Raw genomic sequence first — 21,303 nt, 5'->3', positions numbered from 1 at the left:
CGCCTTCCACTCCAATCAACAAGGTGACTACATTCACTAAAGGGTAACGAAAAGGCTTTTAAAATAGTTAACTGTAAACATTTCGTTCTCGTAATTTCTAGCTGTGGATTGGAGCAAATGGCGGAGGCTCAAGGTCGCCCTGTGGAAAGCGTAGACACAGCGGCGTTTTACTAATTGCCAAATATTATAAGAGGACCGAGCCTTTATTGGAGGCCACTGAAAAACTGATAACGTAAAGTTTTTATTGATTCCTAGCTGTTGATTGGAGCAAAAGGCGAAGACTCCTGAGGGAGATAAAGGTATCTTGAGACCCCTCAAGCGTTGCGAAGAGGCTCAAGCACCTTCCCTAGGAAAGCGAAGCCATTTGCGGAAATCAACAGCGGTGATTAATAAAATTTCAAAATCAAGGTCTTTTTCAGTGGCCTCGCTTTATTGCGGGGTCCTTTTGTGTGGTCAAAATTTCTCTTTCATTGCTTTGATATAGGTTTCGATACTGTGATTTTTGATGATCGAGCCTTCTGTTAGTAAAAAACGGTAGGGGGTAAAGGTGTGTTTGTAGTGCCACGTTTTTTTGCTTAGAGGTGCTACGACTTTTGTTGGTGGTACAAAAGGGACGAGGTCTGCTAGGTTTACGAATCTGATAGACCCTGGAACATATTCATTATACAGGTGTGCAAAAGCTTCGTTCCCAACTCGCGGTGCACCAAAGCTATACATATATAGCGAGGAATAGTTTGAATTTATAGCACAATCCAGGGCAAATAGTGTAGCTAGAGCTCCACCGAGACTATGTCCTGTGATAAAAATGGTTTTCGAGGCGGAAAGCTCTTGCTGAAGATACTTCAAGAGATCTTCTCGCATAGACTCATATACGGAAAGGAAACCACCATGTACAAGTAGCTGGTTACCTGTGTCACAATAAGGAAAAGGCTCTTGAAAAATTTCTGCATCCGCAATCCAGTCAGGATCTGTTTGTGTCCCACGGAATGTAACGATGATCGCTTCCTCAGATTCTAAAATAAATCCGAACCATTCCAGGCTATGAAATGATACACCTTTGAATTCTTTTACCAAATCAAATCCGTTAGGTATAGAAAAAATACCATTCTGATGATACTGGTCATAGGCAAGTTGACAGCATTCTGCTAGAAAAATTGCCCATTCCTTAGAGAAAATATCTCTAGTGTACATGTATCATATCCCTCACTTTCCATCACTAATCGCGATAATTGCCTACGATAATGTATGGATGTGATAATCAAGAGGTGCATGATTGGATAGAAGGGGAAGGGAAATGATAAGATTTGTGGAATAAGTAAAGAATGATTTATATTGGAAAGGAGAAACATGGATGGGCTATGAATTAAAAACAAAAGAAACGGAAAACAGTGTCATTGAATTCATTGAAACGGTGGAAAGTCCCAAAAAGCGGGAAGATGCGTACAAACTGTTAGAGATCTTTACAGAAACAACAGGTTATGAAGCGAAAATGTGGGGACCAAGCATAATTGGGTTCGGTTCTTATCATTATAAGTATCCTACAGGTCATGAAGGGGATGCCATGCTTGTCGGGTTTTCACCAAGAAAAGCAAAAATAAGCTTATATTTTGCAACCGGTGATTCAAAAAGAGAAGAACTGTTGAAGAGTTTCGGCAAGCATACGACAGGCAAGGCATGTGTGTACATAAATAAAGTGGCAGATATTGATGTGGAAGTACTAAAAGCGTTGATTAAACAATCAATGACATTTTTACAAAAAACGTATCCATCCCAATAAACAAAAGGAAGCCTTATAGCAATAGTGCTTTAAGGCTTCCTTGTTATAATAATTACTCGGTATAAGAATCTTTTTCATAACCATGTAAGTCACCAAAGGTAGTCATAATACCTTCTTCATCAAGTGCATCTTCATAGGCCTCATGTTTGATGGAAGGATATACGGTAACATTTTGACCATACATGTCTGTTCCGACAAAGTTTTCGTAATCCTCTACATAGCCTTCATTCTCTTCGCTTTCTACATATGTGCGATCGTAATTCTCCACATCATCTGCAAAGTCTGATGGGCTCTCAGAAGTTCCATATCTCTGAACAATTTGCCATGTGTCTTCCGCGTCAAAGGCCACGCCTTCTGATTCATCGTATTCAAAACGTCCATACGGAGGCATCAATACTTTTTCCTCGACAGGCCGGTCATGAGAGACAACCTGATCGGGGCTGTGTTCTTTACAAAAAGTGGTGGTAGGAATAGCATCTAAGCGCTCTACGTCTATTTCTTTTCCACAAACCTCACAAACGCCGTACGTGCCGGAGTCCATAGCTTGGAGCGCGTGATTAATGTCTTTCATTTCTTTTTCGGCATGCTCATTTAAGGCTAGGTCTTTTTCTCTTTCGTATAACTCGGTTCCAAGGTCACCTGGATGGTTATCATAAGCGGAAAGCTCACTTACTGTTTCGTATGGATGTTCGTGTTCCATTTGATAATGATCGTTTTGGTCCAGGTGTGCTTGAAGCGTTCGTTTTGTATCTTCTAATTGCTGTTTTAACTGATTTATTTTATCAGGGGATATCATACAGATAGACTCCTTTCAAATCCTGTCTATTTGTATTATGAGCGTTCATTCTGAAAATCATGATTGCCAATTAAAAAAACTGACTCCATAATTAGAGTCAGTTCATTAATATTATGCAAAATAGCCAATAACAAGGCCAATTCCAAGCAAAAACCCGAAAATAGTATTAGTCTTTGCGGTTGCCACCATCGCAGGCATCATCGTCACATTACTGTTATTGTTTGTAAAACCTTTAATCGCTGAAAGTGGCTTGGCCACAGATAAGAAAACTAATAATAACCAAAATGACGCGTAACCAAGTGCAATAAAGAGTACAATAAGTGCATAAGACACAATAAACATGGCAGCTAGAAGTAAAATGGCATTCTTTCTGCCAACTAAAATCGCTACTGTTTTGCGGCCATTTTCTTTGTCACCTACAATATCGCGAATATTATTTGCTAACAGAATGGCTCCAACAAGAATGGAAATCGGAATGGAAATAAACATCGCAGTATCAGAGATGGTACCTGTTTGAATGTAAAAAGAGATAAGAATAATAACAAAGCCCATAAAGAATCCTGCTACAATTTCACCAAATGGGGTATAGGCAATAGGGTAAGGGCCTCCTGTGTAAAAATATCCTGCTGCCATACAGGCTGTTCCGATGGCGGCCAACCACCATGTGCTATTCATGCATATATACACACCTAGTAACGTGGCGATACCAAAGAACGCGAATGCAAGCTGAAGAACAGTGGACGGTTTAACGCCGTGCCTTACAATCGCGCCGCCGATTCCAACTGAATTTTCATTATCGAGTCCCTTTTTATAATCGTAATACTCATTAATCATATTGGTCGCTGCTTGTATTAACAGGCTGGCCAATAACATGGCAAAAAATAAAGGCCAGTCAATGCTGGTGTCATAAAGAGCAAGTGCTGTCCCGATAAATACAGGAACAAACGCAGCTGTTAAAGTATGTGGACGCAGAAGGTTCCACCATACCTTCCATCTCTTTTCTGTAGGTGCTTGAAAGCTTGTCTCTGTTTGAATTGTCTGAGGTTGCATTATGTGACCCCTCCATCTATTATGGCAAAATAAAAAACGAAAACAATATATTATAAATACAATATAAGTGTATGTAAAGGGACAAAAGGTGTCAACGGTTTTTCAGAAGAAACACAGGAAGATTTTACATGTATCTATTATAAGGAAGAAACACGAAAGAAAACCACTCATTTTGTTGACATAAAAAGGTTTTGAGGTGTATCTTTAAGGAAGCGATTTCGAGACAAAGTCTTGCGGTAACAAGGCCTCGGGGGGAGTCTTACATGATTACAATACCATTTCATCATATAGTGAGTTTATGGGAGGAAGCAAAAATTAAAGCGTCCTCGATAAACCAGACGGTCTTAATTAGTTATACTAAAAAAATAGAACAGCTTGATCCCCTTCATTTTTTTCAAAAAAGTGAGCAATTCTTCGAAGGGCAACGGTTCTTCTGGTCAAACCCTGATCATTCTCATATGATGGTCGGTGCAGGTGTGACAGCGGAATTTACTGCAGATGGAGAAGATGACAGGTATCATGCGATTGAAACGCAATGGAAGCGTTTTATCCAGCAGGCTGTATGCAACAAAGATTCACATTCGATTGGTCCGGTTATGTATGGAGGATTTTCCTTTGATCCAAAAAAGGAGAAGACAAAGTTATGGAATCAATTTGCTGACGCCTTATTTATTTTACCCACCTTTATGCTTACGAAGATAGAAGGCGAAACTTATCTCACCATTAATTATTTGAGTGATTGTGATGAAAGTGTACTGAAAGATTTGGTTAACCTTGAAGAGGAGCTATTGAGTGGCTCTTCTATTAAGCATGTCAGCACCACTTCCATTGTAAAGTGCCTGGAAATGGATCCGATGGAATGGAAAGAGTCCATTTCTAAAGTTACAGAGAGAATAACAGCCGGGCAGATGGATAAGGTGGTGCTGGCAAGAGAGTTACGGGTACTATTCCAAGATAAGGTAAACGTTGCGCCTGTATTGAAAAACCTGATGGAAGAGCAGGCGAATAGTTATGTATTCACAGTGGAAAGAGGAACGGATTGCTTCCTTGGTGCAACACCGGAACAATTGGTGAAGAAGCAAGGCAACAACGTTCAGTCCATGTGTTTAGCAGGGTCGATTGCCAGAGGAGACTCTGTGAAAGAAGATTCGAAGTTAGGTAAGTCTTTACTTAATGATGAGAAAAACATGCATGAGCATGACCTTGTAGTGCAGATGATACGGGCATCGTTAGAAAAAGTTTGTGAAAATGTACGTACTCCATCTGAACCAAACCTTTACAAAATGAAACATATTCAGCATTTACACACACCTGTAACGGCAGAAACTACCGATGATTGCAGCCTTTCAGATTTAATAAAACTACTTCACCCAACACCAGCACTCGGAGGGTTTCCGCAAGAAATTTCCCTTCAAACAATCAGGGAAGTGGAAAGACTGGATAGAGGCTGGTATGCAGGTCCGCTTGGCTGGATGGATTGGAAAGAGGACGGAGAATTTGTTGTAGCTATTCGTTCAGGGTTGCTACAGGAGAGGGAAGCCTCTTTGTTTGCTGGATGTGGTATTGTCGGAGATTCCGATCCAGAAAGCGAATATCTAGAAACACAAATTAAATTCCGTCCAATGTTATCAGCACTAGGGGGTAACTAAACACAATGAATTCAATAGATGACATGACCTTTTATCTTGCAGCATTTGTAGATGAATTAGTAAAAAGTGGTTTGGAGGATGCAGTAATTAGCCCAGGTTCACGTTCCACTCCAATCGCCCTTCTTTTGGCGGAACATCCTGACATCCATGTTACCGTTCTTATTGATGAGCGATCTGCAGCTTTTTATGCACTGGGACTTGCAAAAACAAAGAATAAGCCAGTTGCCATTCTTTGTACTTCAGGAACTGCAGCAGCGAATTATTATCCTGCCATTGTGGAGGCTTATCAATCTAGACTGCCGCTTATTGTCCTGACAGCAGATCGCCCACATGAGCTACGCGATGTCGGAGCTCCACAGGCAATTGATCAATTGAAAATGTATGGAGACTATGTGAAATGGTTCGTTGAAATGTCTTTACCGGAAAATACGGACCGAATGATTCGATACGCACGAACGATGGCAGCCAGAGCTACAGGCACTTCCCTAAGCTCACCTATGGGACCTGTTCATCTCAATTTCCCTTTACGTGAACCGTTGATTCCTGACTTAGAGGCGGAGGAGCTTTGGTCCAAGTGCAAGGAAAGCAAAGAACCGATAGTAGAGGTCAATGTAGGTAAATACTCCATTTCGGATGATCAGGCTCGCTTTTTTGCCATGCTAATGAGCGAACGGAAAAAAGGAATTATTGTTTGCGGAGAAATGCCACAGTCAAAGAGTGATGCATTTTCTAATGCGATTACCGAACTCTCCCACACCTTAAAATACCCGATTTTCGCCGACCCATTATCAGGGCTTAGAACGGGAGCACATGGAAAAGAAACAGTAATGGAAGGCTATGATGCCTTCTTACGCGCAGATGAAGTGAAGAAGAACCTGGAACCGGAGATTATCATTCGCTTTGGAGCAATGCCGGTATCGAAGTCTTTAATGCAATACATAAGCAAGTCTAATAGTGCGATACAGATTGTGGTGGACGGAGACGGCGGGTGGAGAGATCCCACGTTACAGGCAAGCTATATGGTTCATGCAGAAGAAACGCTTTTTTGCCAAAAGGTAAGGGGAAATCTCTCAATTCGTGATTCATTGGAATGGATGGATGGTATCAAAGCGTTAAATGACAGGACAAAAAAGATACTTTCTAATGAACAAAAGGAAGGCGGAATGTTTGAGGGGAGAATTATTTCCGAACTTCAATCAATGCTACCTGATTGTTCGGCCATTTTTGTCGGAAACAGTATGCCTATTCGTGATGTGGATACTTTCTTGAATACAGATGATAAAAAGCTGACAGTGCTTGCAAACAGGGGGGCCAATGGGATTGATGGAGTGGTTTCTACTGCACTTGCAGCAAGTAAAGCTTATGAAAACCTAGTACTGGTAATTGGAGATTTATCATTCTACCACGATATGAATGGCCTGCTTGCAGCCAAATTACTAAAGCTTAACATCACAGTTGTGCTTGTAAATAATGATGGAGGGGGAATCTTCTCCTTCCTTCCGCAGTCAAAAGTGGAAAGGCATTTTGAAGCATTATTTGGTACTCCAACCGGTATTAATTTTGAGCACGCTGTAAAGTTATTCGAAGGCGATTATATGAGAGCGGAAAGTTGGTCAGATTTCCAAGAGGCAGTGTCATATTCTATTACGCAAAAAGGCTTAAAAGTAATTGAAGTTCCAACAAACCGTGCAGAAAATGAAGAGATTCATCGCAAATTGTGGAAAATTGTTTCCCAGGAAATGATTTCGATTTTGGACAAAGATGAATGGTAGAGATTAACGGGGTATACTATCATGTAGAGAAAATTGGTCATGGTTCACACCATATTCTTATGCTGCACGGTTTTACTGGGAACGGAAGAAGTTTTCAAGAATTAATCGCGGGTTTTGAAAATGTAGAAGATTATACTTTTATCTTGGTAGATCAACTTGGCCATGGAAAAACAGATGCGCCTGGCCAATCAGAGCGTTATCGAATGGAAAAGGTGCTTTTCGATTTGAAATCTATTTTGGATAGTTTTAATCTTTCATCGGTTTCTATTTATGGATATTCTATGGGAGGAAGGGTGGCACTTTCTTTTGCGATTGCTTATCCTATGATGGTATCCAAATTAGTCCTCGAAAGTGCGTCTCCTGGCCTGGAAAAATCAGAGGACAGGCTTGCAAGGAAAGAAGCAGATGAAAAGCTTGCAGACCGGATTGATAAGGAAGGGTTAAAATCTTTTATTGATTTTTGGACTAACATTCCCCTTTTTCAATCACAAAAACTATTGTCTCCGGAAAAACAAGAGGATATTTATGAACAACGAATGAACAATTCACCTGTGGGACTAGCAAATAGTTTGCGAGGTCTGGGTACAGGGGTGCAACCATCCGTTTGGAACTCTCTTGATATTATCAACTGTCCTGTACTTCTTGCCGCAGGGGAATGGGACGAAAAATTTGTCCTTATTGCTCAGGAAATGAAAAAAAGGATAGAAAAATCGGTTTTTTTCAAAATAAGTGACGCTGGACATGCAATTCATGTGGAACAACCGCGAAAGTTTGGTAAAATAGTAAGTGGGTTTTTAACGAACTAATTTTTGTTAGGGAGGAAATAAATCATGGCAAGAGAATGGATAGCAGGACCAAAACAATTTGAAGACATTTTATATGAGACATATAACGGGATCGCGAAAATTACGATCAACCGTCCGGAAGTACATAATGCTTTCCGTCCAAAAACAGTAATGGAATTAATTGAAGCGTTTGCTTATGCACGTGACGATTCTAGTGTTGGCGTCATTATTTTAACAGGTGCTGGAGATAAAGCGTTTTGTTCCGGAGGAGACCAAAAGGTTCGCGGACATGGTGGTTATGTTGGGGAAGATGAGATTCCTCGCTTGAACGTACTTGATCTTCAACGTCTAATTCGTGTAACACCAAAACCTGTAGTGGCAATGGTCGCAGGCTGGGCAATTGGTGGCGGACACGTATTGCATGTAGTATGTGATTTAACCATTGCTGCTGACAATGCACGCTTTGGACAGACTGGACCTAAAGTGGGAAGCTTTGATGCAGGTTACGGTTCCGGATACCTTGCGCGTATCGTTGGACATAAGAAAGCCCGTGAAATCTGGTACCTATGCCGTCAATACGACGCGAAGGAAGCACTTGATATGGGTCTAGTAAACACGGTTGTTCCTTTGGAGCAATTAGAGGATGAGACAGTGAAATGGTGTGAAGAAATGTTAGACAACAGCCCGACTGCTCTACGTTTCTTGAAAGCTGCCATGAACGCAGACACAGATGGATTGGCAGGTATCCAACAGTTCGCTGGTGATGCTACATTATTGTATTACACTACGGAAGAGGCAAAAGAAGGTCGCGATGCTTTTAAAGAAAAAAGAAAGCCGGACTTTGGACAATTCCCTCGTTTCCCTTAATAAAAAGATTTATGGTGATTGGAGGGCAATCTAAGAGCTTTTGGCTTTTGGATTGCTCTCTTTTTATGGGAAAACTGGTGTAGGGAGGTTATTTCGATGACAGTATTGCCAAACTTTTTAATGAAAAGGGCTGCCTTGACTCCGGACCGTATAGCACTTGAAATGGAAGAGAGGACGGTGACTTTTTCTGAGTTATACAGGAATTCATTGATCTTGACCGGTAAATTAGTAGAGTTGGGTGTAAGGCGCGGGGACAGGATTTCTGTCTTTATGGCCAATAGCATAGAACTTGTAGAATTGCTGTTTGCACTGAAAAATCTTGGAGCGATCACTGTATTACATAATTTGCGTTTAACATCTAAGGAGCTGTCCTATCAAGTAGAGGACGCTGCATCCCGATTTATTTTGGTGGATAATGAACAAGAATCAGGGCTTCAGAAAAGTAATGAGTTTAAGGGAACCAAGAGAATTGTCTCCTTTTCTAAGGTACATTCGCTAAAAGGCAGTGACATTTCTCTTGTAGAGGAATTCTCTCTTGAAGAAATTGATACTATTATGTACACAAGTGGCACGACGGGTTTTCCTAAAGGAGTGAAGCAGTCCTATGGCAATCACTTTTGGAGTGCTACTGGCTCTGCTCTAAATATGGGGCTGCATGAAGATGACTGTTGGCTGTTAGCGGTACCGATCTTTCATATAAGTGGCTTATCCATCTTGATGAGAAGCGTGATTTATGGAATGAGAGTGATTATCCATAGGCGTTTTGAAGCGGAGGCAGTACATCAGGACTTGATGGAACGGCAAGTTAGTATTGTGTCAGTTGTGACTACCATGCTAAGCAACTTGTTGGAGCAACTCGGTTCGAAATCCTATCCTCCAGCCTTTCGATGCATGCTTGTTGGTGGAGGACCTGTACCCAGATCCATGCTGGAAGAGTGCATGAGGAAATCTATTCCGGTCTACCAAACGTATGGAATGACGGAAACCTGCTCACAAATTGTCACACTCCCTCCTGAATTTTCCATATCGAAAATAGGTTCAGCTGGGAAACCACTCTTTCCTTGTCAACTTAAAGTAATGGTCGATGGAATGGAAGTTGGACCTATGAAGACTGGTGAAATTGTCGTGAAGGGTCCAAACGTAACAGCTGGGTATTACAACAGGGATGATAGTACTTTTAAGGCAATCAAGGATGGATGGTTGTACACTGGGGATTTAGGTTATGTGGATGAGGACGGGTTTTTGTTTGTATTGGACAGACGAAGTGATTTAATTATATCAGGCGGGGAAAATATCTATCCTGCAGAAATTGAAGCAGTTCTGGTTTCTCACCCTTCCATAAAGGAGGCGGGGGTTACTGGGATGCCGGATGATCGTTGGGGACATATTCCAGTAGCGTTTGTTGTTACAGGTGAGAAAGAAGAACTAATGGAAGAACAATTATTGTCTTTTGTTCGCGAGCAGTTGGCGGGCTATAAAGTCCCAAAACAAATATATGTTGTGGAAAATTTGCCAAGAAACGCTTCCAATAAGTTATTACGTAGAGAACTTTTAAAAATGTTGCCTGAGTGGGAGGACAGTGATGAGAGTTGAGAAGGTTGATTTATTCCTGACTTCTATGAAATTAGTTCAACCATTTCGAACTCACCAGGAAACCGTCACAGATAGGGAGAGCATCTTAATTAAAGCAACTGATGGTTCGGGGAATTCTGGATGGGGGGAAGTGGTAGCATTTTCTTCTCCGTGGTATACAGAGGAAACCATTGAAACTGCTTGGCATATGTTAACTGAGTTTTTTATTCCAACTGTTTTACATAAAGAGTGGGAATCCCCGCGAGGAGTAAACGAAGCTCTTTTACATTGGAAACGAAATCAGATGGCTAAAGCTGGAGTGGAGATGGCAATCTGGGACCTTTTTGCTAAGCAGGCGGGTGTGTCTCTGGCAGAGTATATTGGAGGTGTCCGCAGAGAGGTGAAAGCTGGGGTAGTAGTGAGCCTGGATACTCCAGAGAGGATGCTCTCTATCATCGAGCATAGAATAAAAGAAGGCTATGAGCGGATTAAGGTGAAGGTAGACCCATCAAACGACTACGATATATTAAAAAAGATAAGAGATTCGTTTCCGGATATTGCTTTACTAGTAGATGCAAATTCTGCCTATTCGCTTCAGGATGTGGAGCGGCTTAAAAAGTTAGATTCATTAAACTTGCTGATGATTGAACAGCCTCTTGCTGCTGATGACATTGTGGAACATGCGGAACTGCAAAAAGTATTATCTACACCGATTTGTTTGGATGAAAGTATTGTGTCCGTTCAGGATGCAAGGAACGCTATCAAGCTTGGAAGCTGTAAAGTAATGAGCGTTAAAATCGGCCGGGTTGGCGGACTGGCTAACGCCATTGACATCCATAATACCTGTGCAGAACATGGAATTCCAGTTTGGTGCGGAGGTATGTTGGAAACCGGTATTTCGAGAGCATTCCATATCGCCCTTGCTTCTTTGCCCAATTTTACTATCCCAGGAGATCTTTCTTCATCAAACCGTTATTGGAAAAAGGATGTAATTGCGCCGGAAGTGGTAGTGAAAAATGGGAAATTGCCTGTACCAGATGGACCAGGCATCGGCTTTGAAGTGGATGAAGCGTACGTAAAGGAAATCAGTAAGCGAAAAGCAAGCTTTCATACAAAAAAGTAAAATAAAAATTTCCGACAAAATAATAAAAAACACAAAAAGCCCTGCAGCTCCATCACTGCAGGGCTTTTTCACGGTAACTTTATATATATTCGACGTAAAGAGGGGAATTCCTAGAGGGGTCTGACCCCCTTTCTTTCTTTTTTTCTATTTTTTCGCGCTTTTTCGTTCTTGACAAAAGTTTGCTTAGGGTTTAAGTTTTGTATGAGGGCAACTTTTTAAGTGTAGGCTTAAATTACTGTAACTGGTCAAGTTGAATCACAATTTTATCTTCTTCTACATACAGTGATTTAGGAGAATGGCAAGAACGTGTGTATTTTTTTACCATAAAATTTGCACTAGACAAACTTTTGTTGACTAGTACAAACACTATGAAAAGAGGAGAGAGAAAATGAAAAAACTTTTGGGGAAATTGGTATTGCTAGGAGCTATCAGTTTGGGATTGACTGCTTGCTCTTCAGGAGTAAGTAGTGATGAGAATGAGACAATTAAGGTTACCACTACTATTGCACAAATAGCAGATATTGTTGAAAATGTTGGTGGAGATCAAGTAGAAGTGGAAAGTCTTATGGGACCAGGTATTGATCCTCATTTGTATAAAGCGTCTCAAGGAGATTTGAAAAAATTAAATGAAGCAGATATTATCTTCTATAATGGGCTTAAACTAGAAGGAAGAATGGGAGAAATCCTTAGTAAAATGAAGGATAAAAAAGCAACGGTTCCTGTAGCAGAGTCTGTCCCAACGGATAAGTTGTTAATTGCAGAAGGAGAAACAGATAAAAAGGATCCTCATGTGTGGTTTGATATCTCTTTATGGGTGTATGCAGTGGAAGAAGTAAAAGAGACATTAATTAAAGAAGATAAGGCAAACGCTGATTTATATGAAAAGAATGCGGAAGCATATATAAAGAAATTGGAAGAATTAGATACTTATGCGAAGGAACAACTTGCTACTATTCCAGAAGAGAGTAGAGTATTAGTTACGGCTCATGACGCGTTTCAGTACTTTGGTAAAGCATATGGAATGGAAGTGACGGGCTTGCAAGGATTGAGTACAGACGCAGAATTTGGTTTAAGTGATGTGCGTTCCATTGTAGATCTTTTAGTAGAAAGAAACATTAAAGCAGTATTCGTTGAAAGCAGTATTTCGGAAGACTCCATAAATGCAGTAGTTCAGGGAGCTGAAAGCAAGGACCACACAGTTGTAATAGGTGGGGAATTGTACTCTGATGCAATGGGAGAAGCCGGTACAGAAACAGGAACATACTTAGGAATGTTCCGCCACAATATCGATACAATTGTAAATGCGTTAAAATAGAAGGCTTTTACTTTTTGGGGAAAAGCAAATTAGAAAGCAAGGTGAACGAATATGCAGCCAGTCAAAATAGAAAATTTAACAGTAGCTTATCATCGTAAACCTGTATTAAAAGAAGTTAGTTTTAGCATTCCGGAAGGAAAACTTATCGGGATTATTGGACCGAATGGTGCCGGTAAATCTACATTAATCAAGGCGGCTTTGGAATTAATTCCAAAGGCGTCTGGCACTATATCAATCTATGGAAAATCGTATAAATCACAGCGTAAACTTATTGGTTATGTTCCACAGCGTGGGTCTGTGGATTGGGACTTTCCAACGAACGCATTGGATGTTGTACTGATGGGGAGATATGGTCATATTGGTTGGGTGAAAAGACCGAACAAAAAGGATATAGAGTTTGCTTATGAATGTTTGGATAAAGTTGGAATGAAAGAATATGCAACACGACAGATTAGTCAGCTTTCAGGTGGCCAACAACAACGAGTGTTCCTGGCAAGAGCGCTTGCACAGGATGCGAGTATTTATTTTATGGATGAACCTTTCGTAGGGGTGGATGCTGCAACAGAAAAAGCAATCATCACCATTCTTAATGAACTTAAAGCGCAAGGAAAAACAGTGCTGGTCGTTCATCATGATCTCCAGACAGTGAAAGAGTATTTTGACTGGGTGTTGCTGCTTAATCTTAGAAAAATTGCGATTGGTCCGACAGAAGAAGTATTTACAATGGACAATTTACAAAAAACGTATGGTGGTCGGTTGGCATTTTTAGACCAAAATCATGCCATTGTCGAACAATAGGAGTGACAGTATGGAAACGGTTCTTAATATGCTACAAGATCCGAACGTGCAGTGGGTACTGCTAGGGACCATTCTGCTAGGAATGGCAAGTGGTGTCATTGGAAGCTTCGCTTTGTTGAGAAAACAAAGCCTTCTTGGAGATGCAATGGCACACGCAGCTTTGCCAGGAATATGTATTGCGTTCTTACTGATTGGAGCAAAGTCGATGTCATGGTTATTGATTGGAGCGTCCATCTCAGGATTAATCGGAACTTATTGTATTCAAGCCATTATTAAACACTCCAGGATAAAAGAGGATACCGCCATCGGTCTCGTTTTATCCGTGTTTTTTGGCTTCGGTATAGTTCTATTAACCTATATTCAGCAGTATGGAAGTGGTAATCAGGCTGGCCTGGATTCATTTATTTTTGGGCAAGCGGCGGCTATTGTTGGTTTAGATGTACAAATCATTAGTGTAATAGCCTTTATCTTAATTTTTATCACATTCATCTTGTTCAAAGAATTGAAGTTGATAACCTTTGATCCTCAGTTTGCTCAAGGGATAGGACTTCCAGTTAAATGGCTGAATGGTCTATTAATGACTATGATTGTCGGAGCAGTTGTCATTGGGCTTCAGGCAGTTGGCGTTATTTTGATGGCAGCTATGTTAATTACGCCGGCTATCACTGCGAGGTATTGGACAGAACGACTTGACTATATGGTTGTTTTGGCTGGGGTGGTCGGCGGAGTTTCAGGTGTTGTTGGGACTTTGCTCAGTACACTTTCCCGCGGGATGTCGACAGGACCATTAATTATTTTGGCAGCGACCATATTGTTTGTATTTTCCCTTATATTCGGTACGAAAAAAGGGTTATTGCCTAAAATGGTCAAACAATGGAAGGTTAAGCGCCTCGTAACAAGGGAAAATATTTTAACTAGTCTGTATGAATTGAGTGAGACCAAGCTAAAAGAGTCAGAAGGTAAAGAAATTGGAAGCTACACCTACCAACAAGTGGTGGAACTGCGTCCAATATCCACCCTCACGATGCTTTCAGTGGTAAAGGAATTGAAAAAGGAAGGTTTATTAGCCGAAGAACAGGCTGATAAATGTATAATGCTAACGGAAAAAGGGCTGGAGATGGCCCATGATATTGTTCTAAAAAACAGGTTAATGGATATGTACCTTATGTTTGAAAGTAAGTTCCCTGTTTCGAATTGGAGAGAGGGGAGCATGGATCTTTTAAATGGACCTAAAGAAATTATTGATGAACTTCGGGCTTTACTCAAGGATTTTGGAAGGGAACCTAATGGCTTATTTTTATATAAGAAGAAAAGAAATATAAGGAACAAAGGCTTCCATTCTGCAGTAGAAGGGAGTGAAGGCTGATGAGTTATGAAGGATGGATTATTCTAACAGGGTCCTTAGTTGGCATAACATGCGGCCTTACCGGTTGTTTTCTTATCCTAAGAAGAATGGCAATGCTTGCGGATGCGATTAGCCACACGGTTTTACTTGGTATTGTGGGAGCATACCTTGTTTCAAACAGTCTAGACGGTATCTATATGTTTGCCGGCGCATTAGTGGTGGGATTATTGACAGCATTCTTCATTCAGCTTCTCCATTCATCAGGAGTTCAATCTGATGCAGCAATTGGAGTTGTATTTACGTCATTATTTGCCTTAGGAGTAATCCTAGTTTCCTTATACGCAGGAAGAGTTCATTTAGATGTAGATCATGCATTGATGGGAGAAATTGCGTTTGTTCCCTGGGATACGTTAATTATTGCAGGGATGGATGTCGGTCCAAGGGCAGTATGGATGCTTGGAGCTGTTCTTGTCATCAATTTGGCAGTCCTTTTACTATTCTATAAAGAATTGAAAATTTGTTCGTTTGACCCTGAAATGGCCCTTGCTATTGGAATTCCAGTCATGTTCATGCACTATTTATTAATGGGAATGCTCTCCCTTACAACAGTTGCATCTTTTGATAGTGTAGGAGCTATCTTAGTTGTTGCAATGCTGATTGCGCCAGGAGCAAGTGCTTACCTATTGACTGATAAACTAAGTATCATGCTTTTGTTAAGTGCTGGTATAGGGGTTGCCTCAGCAGTTCTTGGGTATTATGCGGCGTCCTTATTTAATGTTTCGATATCTGGTATGATGGCTTCCATGGCAGGAATATTGTTTGTTTTAACCTTTTTCCTATCGCCAAAGCATGGTTTGGTTATGAAATGGTTCTTTAGAAGAAATTTATCGAAAGAAAGCAACAGCCTCCAGTAAATGGGGGCTTTTTAAATAGTTAAGGAAATAGTTTAGATAAGAATTTATCTATTACGGTTGATTTCATTCGTCAACAGATTAAAAAATACGGTCTTTTGAAATAGTTAACTTGAACGCATAAACATTATTTTCTGATGATTTTTAGCTGTGGATTGGAGCAAATGGCGTAGACTCCTACGGGGGAGTAGCGGCAATGTTGAGACCCCGCAGGGCACCGAGGAGGCTCAAGGCCGCCCCGTGGAAAGCGAAGCCATTTGCGGAAAGGAACAGCGGCATTTAACCAAGCAACTAATGTTTTTTGCTTTGAAAAGAACAGACAATTTTATCCAATTTTAAAAATAGAAAAGCCCAAGAGCTACCTGCCACGTAGCTCTTGGGCTCTTTGTTTTTACATTAATGAGCAGGTTTGAAGGTTTTGCAGTCGGTATCCTTCGAATCGTGTGCAGTGTTCCCTTTATGGCTCACCACATAAATAGCATCTGCTTGGCAAAGGTTGCCTTGTCCCCAATAGTTACAGTTTTCCACTTCACATAAAACTTCTTTAGCCATTATTACGTCCTCCTTTTTTGTACAGAAGATACGTTTCTATTGTTAGCCATAAAAAAAATTTCATACTTCATTATAAAAAAAGGGTATATTATATAATTTTATTGACAAAGAGAATCATTCTCAATTATTATGTACGTATAAGAGAGAATGATTCTCAATTAAAGATAGAAAGGAAGTAGAAAAAGATGGCTTCACTTATGGTAGTTGGCGCAGATCACTTAGGCAACATTCAAGAAAAACTTGTCACACAAGGATTTGAAAATGTCTTACATATTGACGGAAGAAAGGTGCAGGTAGTTAAGAGAAGCATCCCTGAGCATATAGATATAATTTTGGTTCTTACCGATTACATTAACCATAACCTTGCTAAAGTAATCAAGCAAAAAGCAAAAGAGAGCAACAAACCAGTTTTCTACTGTAAGCGTTCCTGGAGTTCCATTCAGAAAGTGCTTTGTAATTTTTCTAAATAAAATAGCCAGGAGAAAACATGCTCCTGACCTTAATTTTCGCTTTTGATGTATTTTTCATCCTTCATAAACAATCGCCAGAAGTAGATAAAGCCTGGAAACAAAATGATAAACCCGACAATATACGTAATGAAGAGCGCCCGAAAGGAAGCAGGGTCTGTAAATCCGTTTTGAATCGTGACATTTGGATAGATGATATAGGGAAGATGTGCACGCCCATATGCGTAACTTGCTAATGCGTACTGGATAAAAGCAGAAACAACCCCTAATCTGGGAAGGCCGGTCCATCCATCCTTACCAGGAATTACAAGTGCCACCCCTGTCAAAACAAACATACCAGCTGAAATGAATAACCATACAAGATAGTCCATCATTCCATTAAATAGCCATGTTGCTTCATATCGCATGGTGATCATGATCAATAGGGCGCCTAATAATGAGACAGGACCCAAGATTAAGGCATCCCTCCTGTAAATAGCATATGCATGTCTGTCTTTTGCAACCTTAGAGAAATCCGCCAGTAACAAGGAAGATAAAAACAAGGTACTGCTAACAGCAAACAGGATGAAAGAGAGGGCATGTGGACTTGTCAGTAAACGGCCAAGCATCAAAGTGTCCACGCCATCGATATTATCCACGAATCCACCATGGGTAATGGGCAATACAAGTATTAAAAAAGCGGGGATAATAAAACCGCTTATTCCTGATACGTACGTTAGTGGTTTGTGGTAATCATCGACAATGTGAGAGAACACAAGGAACCCGCTACGGACTGCAAGCAAAAGAAGAATGATGCTTCCTGGTATTAATAGGACGGTGCCTAGTGTATAGGCTGCACTTGGAAAGAAACTGTATATAGCCACTACTACAGCGACAATAAATACATTAGTAACCTCCCAAGTAGGCGATAAATATCGATTAGCGATATTGGTGGCATTTGTTTTTTCATTCTTAATATATAGCATAGACCAGAAACCGGCTCCGAAATCCATCGTCGCCATGACGGCGTAGATAAAAATGAAACCCCATAGGACCGTAATTGCCAATATTACGTCTGTCATGAAGGTGATCCTCCTTATGCTTGAACCCCATTAGAGGTTGGGGGAATATCGTTCAACTCGTCCTCAATCGGATGTCGCTTGAAGTAGTAGCGAAGGACCAGTACCACCGCAACACCGAGAAGTACATATATACCTGCAAACGCTAGGAACAATGCGGCAAGATTTTGGTTTCCTGTAACCGCATCCTCCGTTAACATCACGCGATAAATAACCCATGGCTGTCTTCCAGTACATGCGAAAATCCATCCAAATTCAATAGCCATTATTGAAAGTGGACCTGCAGCGACAAACAGCCACATAAGCCATTTAGGATAGGTTGTTTTTTTGAGAATCTTACTCCAAAAGAACCCTACTAAAGAGAGCAAGATCAGTAGTGAACCGATTCCAACCATAGCATTGAAAAGGGTATGAACAAATAATGGCGGCCAATACTCTTCAGGAAAATCATTCAGGCCGACAACTACCGTGTCAAAGCGATCATCTGCTAAAAAGCTCAGTGCCCATGGAACCTCAATGCCCCATTTTACTTCTTTTGTTTCCCGGTCTGTAAATCCTCCAACTGCAAGCGGGGCATGTGATTGAGTTTCAAAAAGGCCTTCTGCTGCTGCTAATTTTTCCGGCTGGTATTGATGCAATAATTGTGCAGATTCATGTCCGTTTATGGCGGTCATAAACGAAAAAATTCCTCCCACAACAAGCCCCATGATCAGTGCTTTTCGGTGAAATCTATAAACCCGCTCATCATGTTTGTTTTTTAGCATCTTATATGCTGCAACAGAGGCTATGACAAAGGCTCCTGTCATAAAGGCGGAGACTGCCACATGCGCAGCTGTAACGATAAAACTAGGATTGAAAAAAGCGGCCCAAGGATCCACATCGACAATCTGACCATTTTCAATCCGAAAGCCTGCCGGTGTTCCTTCGAACGCATGGACATTTGTAATGAGAACTGCGGATGCTGCCGCACCGATGGTAACAAGTGTCACACTCAAAATGCGCATCCACGGTGAAATGCGGTCTGCAGCATACACGTATATGGATATGAATAATGCTTCAATGAAAAAAGCATATATTTCAATCTGAAACGGTAGAGCCATGACCTTACCGATGACCTCCATAAATCCAGGCCACAATAGGGAAAGTTGAACTCCTGCGATTGTACCTGTAGGGATTGCGACCCCTAGTAGCACCGCTTTTGCTTTTGTCCATCTTTTTGCCATAATGGCATATTCACGGTTTTGCGTTTTTTGATACATCAATTCAGCAATGAGAATCATTAAAGGAATTCCAACGCCCAGTGTTGCAAATATGATATGAAACCCCATTGTGGTCCCAAACAATGACCGTGCAATTACTACATCTTCCATTTTGGCTACGTCCCTTCAAGCTAATCTATAACGTTAGAGTCCACATTTTTCCACGAATTATACATATTTTACTAAGTGAAATTAAAGGAATTAGCGATAGGGTAAAAAACTTGAATAAAGGAGGATTTAGCTATAGAATGAAAAGCGTAATTATTACGATTTGTTTTGGATGTATTTGCTTTTAAATCAATTGTATAATGGGTATTAAGTTATTAAGTTAAATGTAAGGAGTGCTAATATAATGTCAAAAAAAGTACCAGTTTACGTTATAAGCGGGTTTTTAGGAAGCGGAAAAACAACCGTGCTTCTACATATGTTAAATCACTTTAAAAGTCAGGGATTAAAACCAGGAATTATCTTGAATGAACTTGGAGATGAAAATGTGGAATCTCATCTTTTTCAGGGAGAGAGTGTAGTAGAACTTCTCAATGGGTGCATCTGTTGTACCATTCAGGATGATTTGAAATCTACTCTTGATCAGTATGTAGGTGAAAAGGTAGACGTATTGATGATTGAAGGAACAGGTGTTGCCAATCCACTTGAAATCAAAGATGTCTTACTGAACCCTATCTATATGAATTATTTTGAACTGCAGTCCATGATCAGTCTCGTTGATGCCAGTCATTATCTTGAGTATCAAAGCTTCTTCAACAGTTCCAAAGAAATACGTGGTTTGTTAAAAGAACAAGTCACATCTGCTCATTTGTTGGTGCTTAATAAAATGGATCTTGTCTCTGAAAAAGAATTGATTAAAGTGGAGTCCAAGCTTGCTGATGAGCTTGATGATCATGTTCCTGTTTACAGGACTAGCTATGGGGAGGTTCCATTGGAGATTCTTTTGGAAAAGAGAATGAAAATGAGAGAAGTGAAGGTAGGTAAGCATGGAGAAGGTGCTGGACATGATCATGATGGTCACCACCATCACCATCACCACATTGAAGCGGTAAAAGTGGCGTTTTCCGAGCCAATTAATCGAGTGGTACTTGAGAAACAATTGAAGAAGCTATCTAAAAACGTGGTAAGATCCAAGGGAATTGTGCGACTGGATGAAACTCCTGGCTTGTACGAGTTTCAGTATGCTGCATCCACCCTAGTGTTGAACAGAATGGAGAAAGTGAACGTAGAGACTTCCATTATTCTAATTGGAAAAGAGATTGATGAGAAGAAAGTGGAGAAGTTTTGTGAAGCATTGAGAAGGGAATAGGAGAAGTAAGCCAAATTAAGAGGCAGCCGAGATGGGCTGCCTCTTTCCATATCAACTTAATTCAACGCTTTTTTCAACGTCTCTAAGTTCTGACGCATTAAGCTAAAGTAGTCTTCATCATTTTCTGCATCTTCTTCAGTAATTGCCTCTAAGTTATGCATGACCAATGCTTCTGCTTTGATTTCATTTTTTACCACATCAGCAATTTTCCCGGTGATGTTTTGATCGAAAATTACGTACTTGATGTTATATTCATTCGCAGTATTAATAACTTCTGTTAACTGTTTCTGTGAAGGCTCTTGGGTTGGAGATAAGCCATTAACGCTTATTTGCTCCAAGCCATAACGACTCTCCCAGTACCCGTATGCAGCATGGTTAACTAAAATTTTATTTGTTTTCGCGCTATCCAATGCTTCTTTGAATTCTGTATCTAATTTTTCAAGGTCAGTTTTCAAGGTTTCAAAATTAGCTTCGAAATCCTCTTTCGCTTCTGGCTTTAATTCTACTAATGCATTTTTAATATTTTCAGCAAGTGTAACAGAAAGAGTAGGGTCTAACCAAACGTGCGGATCGCCATTTGAGTGATCGTGCCCTTCATGTCCTTCGTCCCCATGATCGTGATTGTGCTCTTCTTCATGAGCTTCTTCCCCATGATCGTGATTGTGCTCTTCTTCATGAGCTTCGTCTTCATGCTCGTGATTGTGCTCTTCTTCATGAGCTTCGTCCTCATGCTCGTGATTGTGCTCTTCTTCATGAGCTTCGTCTTCATGTTCGTGATTATGCTCTTCTTCATGAGCTTCGTCTTCATTCTCGTGATTGTGCTCTTCTTCATAAGCTTCGTCTTCATGTTCGTGATTATGCTCTTCTTCATGAGCTTCATCTTCATGCCCGT

General features: G+C 40.6%; 20 protein-coding genes. 13 read left to right on the top strand and 7 right to left on the bottom strand.

The window, feature by feature from the left end:
* Nucleotides 1-453 precede the first annotated feature (453 nt).
* On the bottom strand, nucleotides 454-1,191 hold the full coding sequence (locus HF078_RS00485; protein ID WP_169289368.1) for a lipase family protein: 738 nt from the start codon (nucleotides 1,189-1,191) through the stop codon (nucleotides 454-456).
* Nucleotides 1,192-1,351: 160 nt separating this feature from the next.
* Between HF078_RS00485 and HF078_RS00480 the strand changes: the two genes are divergently transcribed.
* Entirely contained in the window at nucleotides 1,352-1,777 is a 426-nt protein-coding gene (locus tag HF078_RS00480) for a DUF1801 domain-containing protein (RefSeq protein ID WP_169289367.1), read from the top strand.
* A gap of 52 nt (nucleotides 1,778-1,829) precedes the next feature.
* Here HF078_RS00480 and HF078_RS00475 read toward each other — a convergent pair whose 3' ends face one another.
* The gene (locus HF078_RS00475) at nucleotides 1,830-2,573 is read right to left on the bottom strand and encodes a yteA family sporulation protein (protein WP_169289366.1); all 744 of its coding nucleotides are present in this window, start codon (nucleotides 2,571-2,573) and stop codon (nucleotides 1,830-1,832) included.
* 111 nt (nucleotides 2,574-2,684) lie between these two features.
* Entirely contained in the window at nucleotides 2,685-3,623 is a 939-nt protein-coding gene (locus tag HF078_RS00470) for a 1,4-dihydroxy-2-naphthoate polyprenyltransferase (protein ID WP_169289365.1), read from the bottom strand.
* A gap of 263 nt (nucleotides 3,624-3,886) precedes the next feature.
* On the opposite strand from HF078_RS00470, the gene HF078_RS00465 reads away from it, so the two are divergent.
* The 10 genes from HF078_RS00465 (at nucleotide 3,887) to HF078_RS00420 (ending at nucleotide 15,763) form a co-directional block, all read left to right on the top strand.
* On the top strand, nucleotides 3,887-5,272 hold the full coding sequence (locus HF078_RS00465) for an isochorismate synthase (protein WP_169289364.1): 1,386 nt from the start codon (nucleotides 3,887-3,889) through the stop codon (nucleotides 5,270-5,272).
* A gap of 5 nt (nucleotides 5,273-5,277) precedes the next feature.
* Nucleotides 5,278-7,044, top strand: coding sequence for a 2-succinyl-5-enolpyruvyl-6-hydroxy-3-cyclohexene-1-carboxylic-acid synthase (gene menD, locus HF078_RS00460; RefSeq protein ID WP_169289363.1), 1,767 nt, complete (start codon nucleotides 5,278-5,280; stop codon nucleotides 7,042-7,044).
* Nucleotides 7,038-7,850, top strand: a complete 813-nt coding sequence (menH, locus tag HF078_RS00455) for a 2-succinyl-6-hydroxy-2,4-cyclohexadiene-1-carboxylate synthase (RefSeq protein WP_169289362.1) — start codon at nucleotides 7,038-7,040, stop codon at nucleotides 7,848-7,850. Before menD ends, menH begins: the two co-directional genes overlap by 7 nt.
* 24 nt (nucleotides 7,851-7,874) lie before the next feature.
* On the top strand, nucleotides 7,875-8,696 hold the full coding sequence (gene menB, locus HF078_RS00450; RefSeq protein ID WP_169289361.1) for a 1,4-dihydroxy-2-naphthoyl-CoA synthase: 822 nt from the start codon (nucleotides 7,875-7,877) through the stop codon (nucleotides 8,694-8,696).
* 96 nt (nucleotides 8,697-8,792) lie between these two features.
* Entirely contained in the window at nucleotides 8,793-10,289 is a 1,497-nt protein-coding gene (locus HF078_RS00445) for an o-succinylbenzoate--CoA ligase (RefSeq protein WP_169289360.1), read from the top strand.
* On the top strand, nucleotides 10,276-11,391 hold the full coding sequence (gene menC, locus HF078_RS00440) for an o-succinylbenzoate synthase (protein WP_346775293.1): 1,116 nt from the start codon (nucleotides 10,276-10,278) through the stop codon (nucleotides 11,389-11,391). Before HF078_RS00445 ends, menC begins: the two co-directional genes overlap by 14 nt.
* A 388-nt stretch (nucleotides 11,392-11,779) precedes the next feature.
* Complete coding sequence (locus HF078_RS00435; RefSeq protein WP_169289358.1) at nucleotides 11,780-12,706, top strand: metal ABC transporter solute-binding protein, Zn/Mn family; 927 nt, start codon at nucleotides 11,780-11,782, stop codon at nucleotides 12,704-12,706.
* 51 nt (nucleotides 12,707-12,757) lie between these two features.
* Entirely contained in the window at nucleotides 12,758-13,504 is a 747-nt protein-coding gene (locus HF078_RS00430; protein ID WP_169289357.1) for a metal ABC transporter ATP-binding protein, read from the top strand.
* A 10-nt stretch (nucleotides 13,505-13,514) separates the two neighbouring features.
* The gene (locus tag HF078_RS00425; protein WP_169289356.1) at nucleotides 13,515-14,870 is read left to right on the top strand and encodes a metal ABC transporter permease; all 1,356 of its coding nucleotides are present in this window, start codon (nucleotides 13,515-13,517) and stop codon (nucleotides 14,868-14,870) included.
* Entirely contained in the window at nucleotides 14,870-15,763 is an 894-nt protein-coding gene (locus tag HF078_RS00420) for a metal ABC transporter permease (RefSeq protein ID WP_169289355.1), read from the top strand. The genes HF078_RS00425 and HF078_RS00420 overlap by 1 nt, the downstream gene beginning before the upstream one ends.
* Nucleotides 15,764-16,156: 393 nt before the next feature.
* Here HF078_RS00420 and HF078_RS00415 read toward each other — a convergent pair whose 3' ends face one another.
* On the bottom strand, nucleotides 16,157-16,312 hold the full coding sequence (locus HF078_RS00415) for a DUF1540 domain-containing protein (RefSeq protein WP_010195228.1): 156 nt from the start codon (nucleotides 16,310-16,312) through the stop codon (nucleotides 16,157-16,159).
* 185 nt (nucleotides 16,313-16,497) lie between these two features.
* Here HF078_RS00415 and HF078_RS00410 point away from each other — a divergent pair, with 185 nt between their 5' ends.
* Nucleotides 16,498-16,782 carry a DUF2325 domain-containing protein gene (locus HF078_RS00410; protein ID WP_010195229.1) on the top strand — a complete coding sequence of 95 codons (285 nt, stop codon included), beginning with the start codon at nucleotides 16,498-16,500 and terminating at the stop codon, nucleotides 16,780-16,782.
* 29 nt (nucleotides 16,783-16,811) lie between these two features.
* Here HF078_RS00410 and HF078_RS00405 read toward each other — a convergent pair whose 3' ends face one another.
* Together HF078_RS00405 and HF078_RS00400 are read right to left on the bottom strand one after the other, a co-directional pair.
* On the bottom strand, nucleotides 16,812-17,840 hold the full coding sequence (locus HF078_RS00405; protein WP_169289354.1) for a cytochrome d ubiquinol oxidase subunit II: 1,029 nt from the start codon (nucleotides 17,838-17,840) through the stop codon (nucleotides 16,812-16,814).
* Between the two features lie 14 nt (nucleotides 17,841-17,854).
* Nucleotides 17,855-19,207, bottom strand: coding sequence for a cytochrome ubiquinol oxidase subunit I (locus tag HF078_RS00400; protein WP_169289353.1), 1,353 nt, complete (start codon nucleotides 19,205-19,207; stop codon nucleotides 17,855-17,857).
* A gap of 241 nt (nucleotides 19,208-19,448) precedes the next feature.
* Between HF078_RS00400 and HF078_RS00395 the strand changes: the two genes are divergently transcribed.
* Nucleotides 19,449-20,411, top strand: a complete 963-nt coding sequence (locus tag HF078_RS00395) for a CobW family GTP-binding protein (RefSeq protein WP_169289352.1) — start codon at nucleotides 19,449-19,451, stop codon at nucleotides 20,409-20,411.
* A 56-nt stretch (nucleotides 20,412-20,467) separates the two neighbouring features.
* Here HF078_RS00395 and HF078_RS00390 read toward each other — a convergent pair.
* On the bottom strand, nucleotides 20,468-21,303 hold an 836-nt coding region (locus tag HF078_RS00390), incomplete at its 5' end, for a metal ABC transporter solute-binding protein, Zn/Mn family (protein ID WP_169289351.1).

This window comes from Bacillus sp. RO2 (genome assembly GCF_012911845.1).
In the GTDB taxonomy this organism is placed as follows: Bacteria; Bacillota; Bacilli; order Bacillales; family Bacillaceae_I; genus Sutcliffiella_A.
Note: the sequence above shows the minus strand (reverse complement) of the source record. Positions and strands in the feature narration are given on the sequence as shown.

Coding starts and splice junctions, on each gene's coding strand:
- HF078_RS00485 (WP_169289368.1), bottom strand. CDS start 1,191: ATGTACACTAGAGATATTTTCTCTAAGGAATGGGCAATTTTTCTAGCA.
- HF078_RS00480 (WP_169289367.1), top strand. CDS start 1,352: ATGGGCTATGAATTAAAAACAAAAGAAACGGAAAACAGTGTCATTGAA.
- HF078_RS00475 (WP_169289366.1), bottom strand. CDS start 2,573: ATGATATCCCCTGATAAAATAAATCAGTTAAAACAGCAATTAGAAGAT.
- HF078_RS00470 (WP_169289365.1), bottom strand. CDS start 3,623: ATGCAACCTCAGACAATTCAAACAGAGACAAGCTTTCAAGCACCTACA.
- HF078_RS00465 (WP_169289364.1), top strand. CDS start 3,887: ATGATTACAATACCATTTCATCATATAGTGAGTTTATGGGAGGAAGCA.
- menD (WP_169289363.1), top strand. CDS start 5,278: ATGAATTCAATAGATGACATGACCTTTTATCTTGCAGCATTTGTAGAT.
- menH (WP_169289362.1), top strand. CDS start 7,038: ATGGTAGAGATTAACGGGGTATACTATCATGTAGAGAAAATTGGTCAT.
- menB (WP_169289361.1), top strand. CDS start 7,875: ATGGCAAGAGAATGGATAGCAGGACCAAAACAATTTGAAGACATTTTA.
- HF078_RS00445 (WP_169289360.1), top strand. CDS start 8,793: ATGACAGTATTGCCAAACTTTTTAATGAAAAGGGCTGCCTTGACTCCG.
- HF078_RS00435 (WP_169289358.1), top strand. CDS start 11,780: ATGAAAAAACTTTTGGGGAAATTGGTATTGCTAGGAGCTATCAGTTTG.
- HF078_RS00430 (WP_169289357.1), top strand. CDS start 12,758: ATGCAGCCAGTCAAAATAGAAAATTTAACAGTAGCTTATCATCGTAAA.
- HF078_RS00425 (WP_169289356.1), top strand. CDS start 13,515: ATGGAAACGGTTCTTAATATGCTACAAGATCCGAACGTGCAGTGGGTA.
- HF078_RS00420 (WP_169289355.1), top strand. CDS start 14,870: ATGAGTTATGAAGGATGGATTATTCTAACAGGGTCCTTAGTTGGCATA.
- HF078_RS00415 (WP_010195228.1), bottom strand. CDS start 16,312: ATGGCTAAAGAAGTTTTATGTGAAGTGGAAAACTGTAACTATTGGGGA.
- HF078_RS00410 (WP_010195229.1), top strand. CDS start 16,498: ATGGCTTCACTTATGGTAGTTGGCGCAGATCACTTAGGCAACATTCAA.
- HF078_RS00405 (WP_169289354.1), bottom strand. CDS start 17,840: ATGACAGACGTAATATTGGCAATTACGGTCCTATGGGGTTTCATTTTT.
- HF078_RS00400 (WP_169289353.1), bottom strand. CDS start 19,207: ATGGAAGATGTAGTAATTGCACGGTCATTGTTTGGGACCACAATGGGG.
- HF078_RS00395 (WP_169289352.1), top strand. CDS start 19,449: ATGTCAAAAAAAGTACCAGTTTACGTTATAAGCGGGTTTTTAGGAAGC.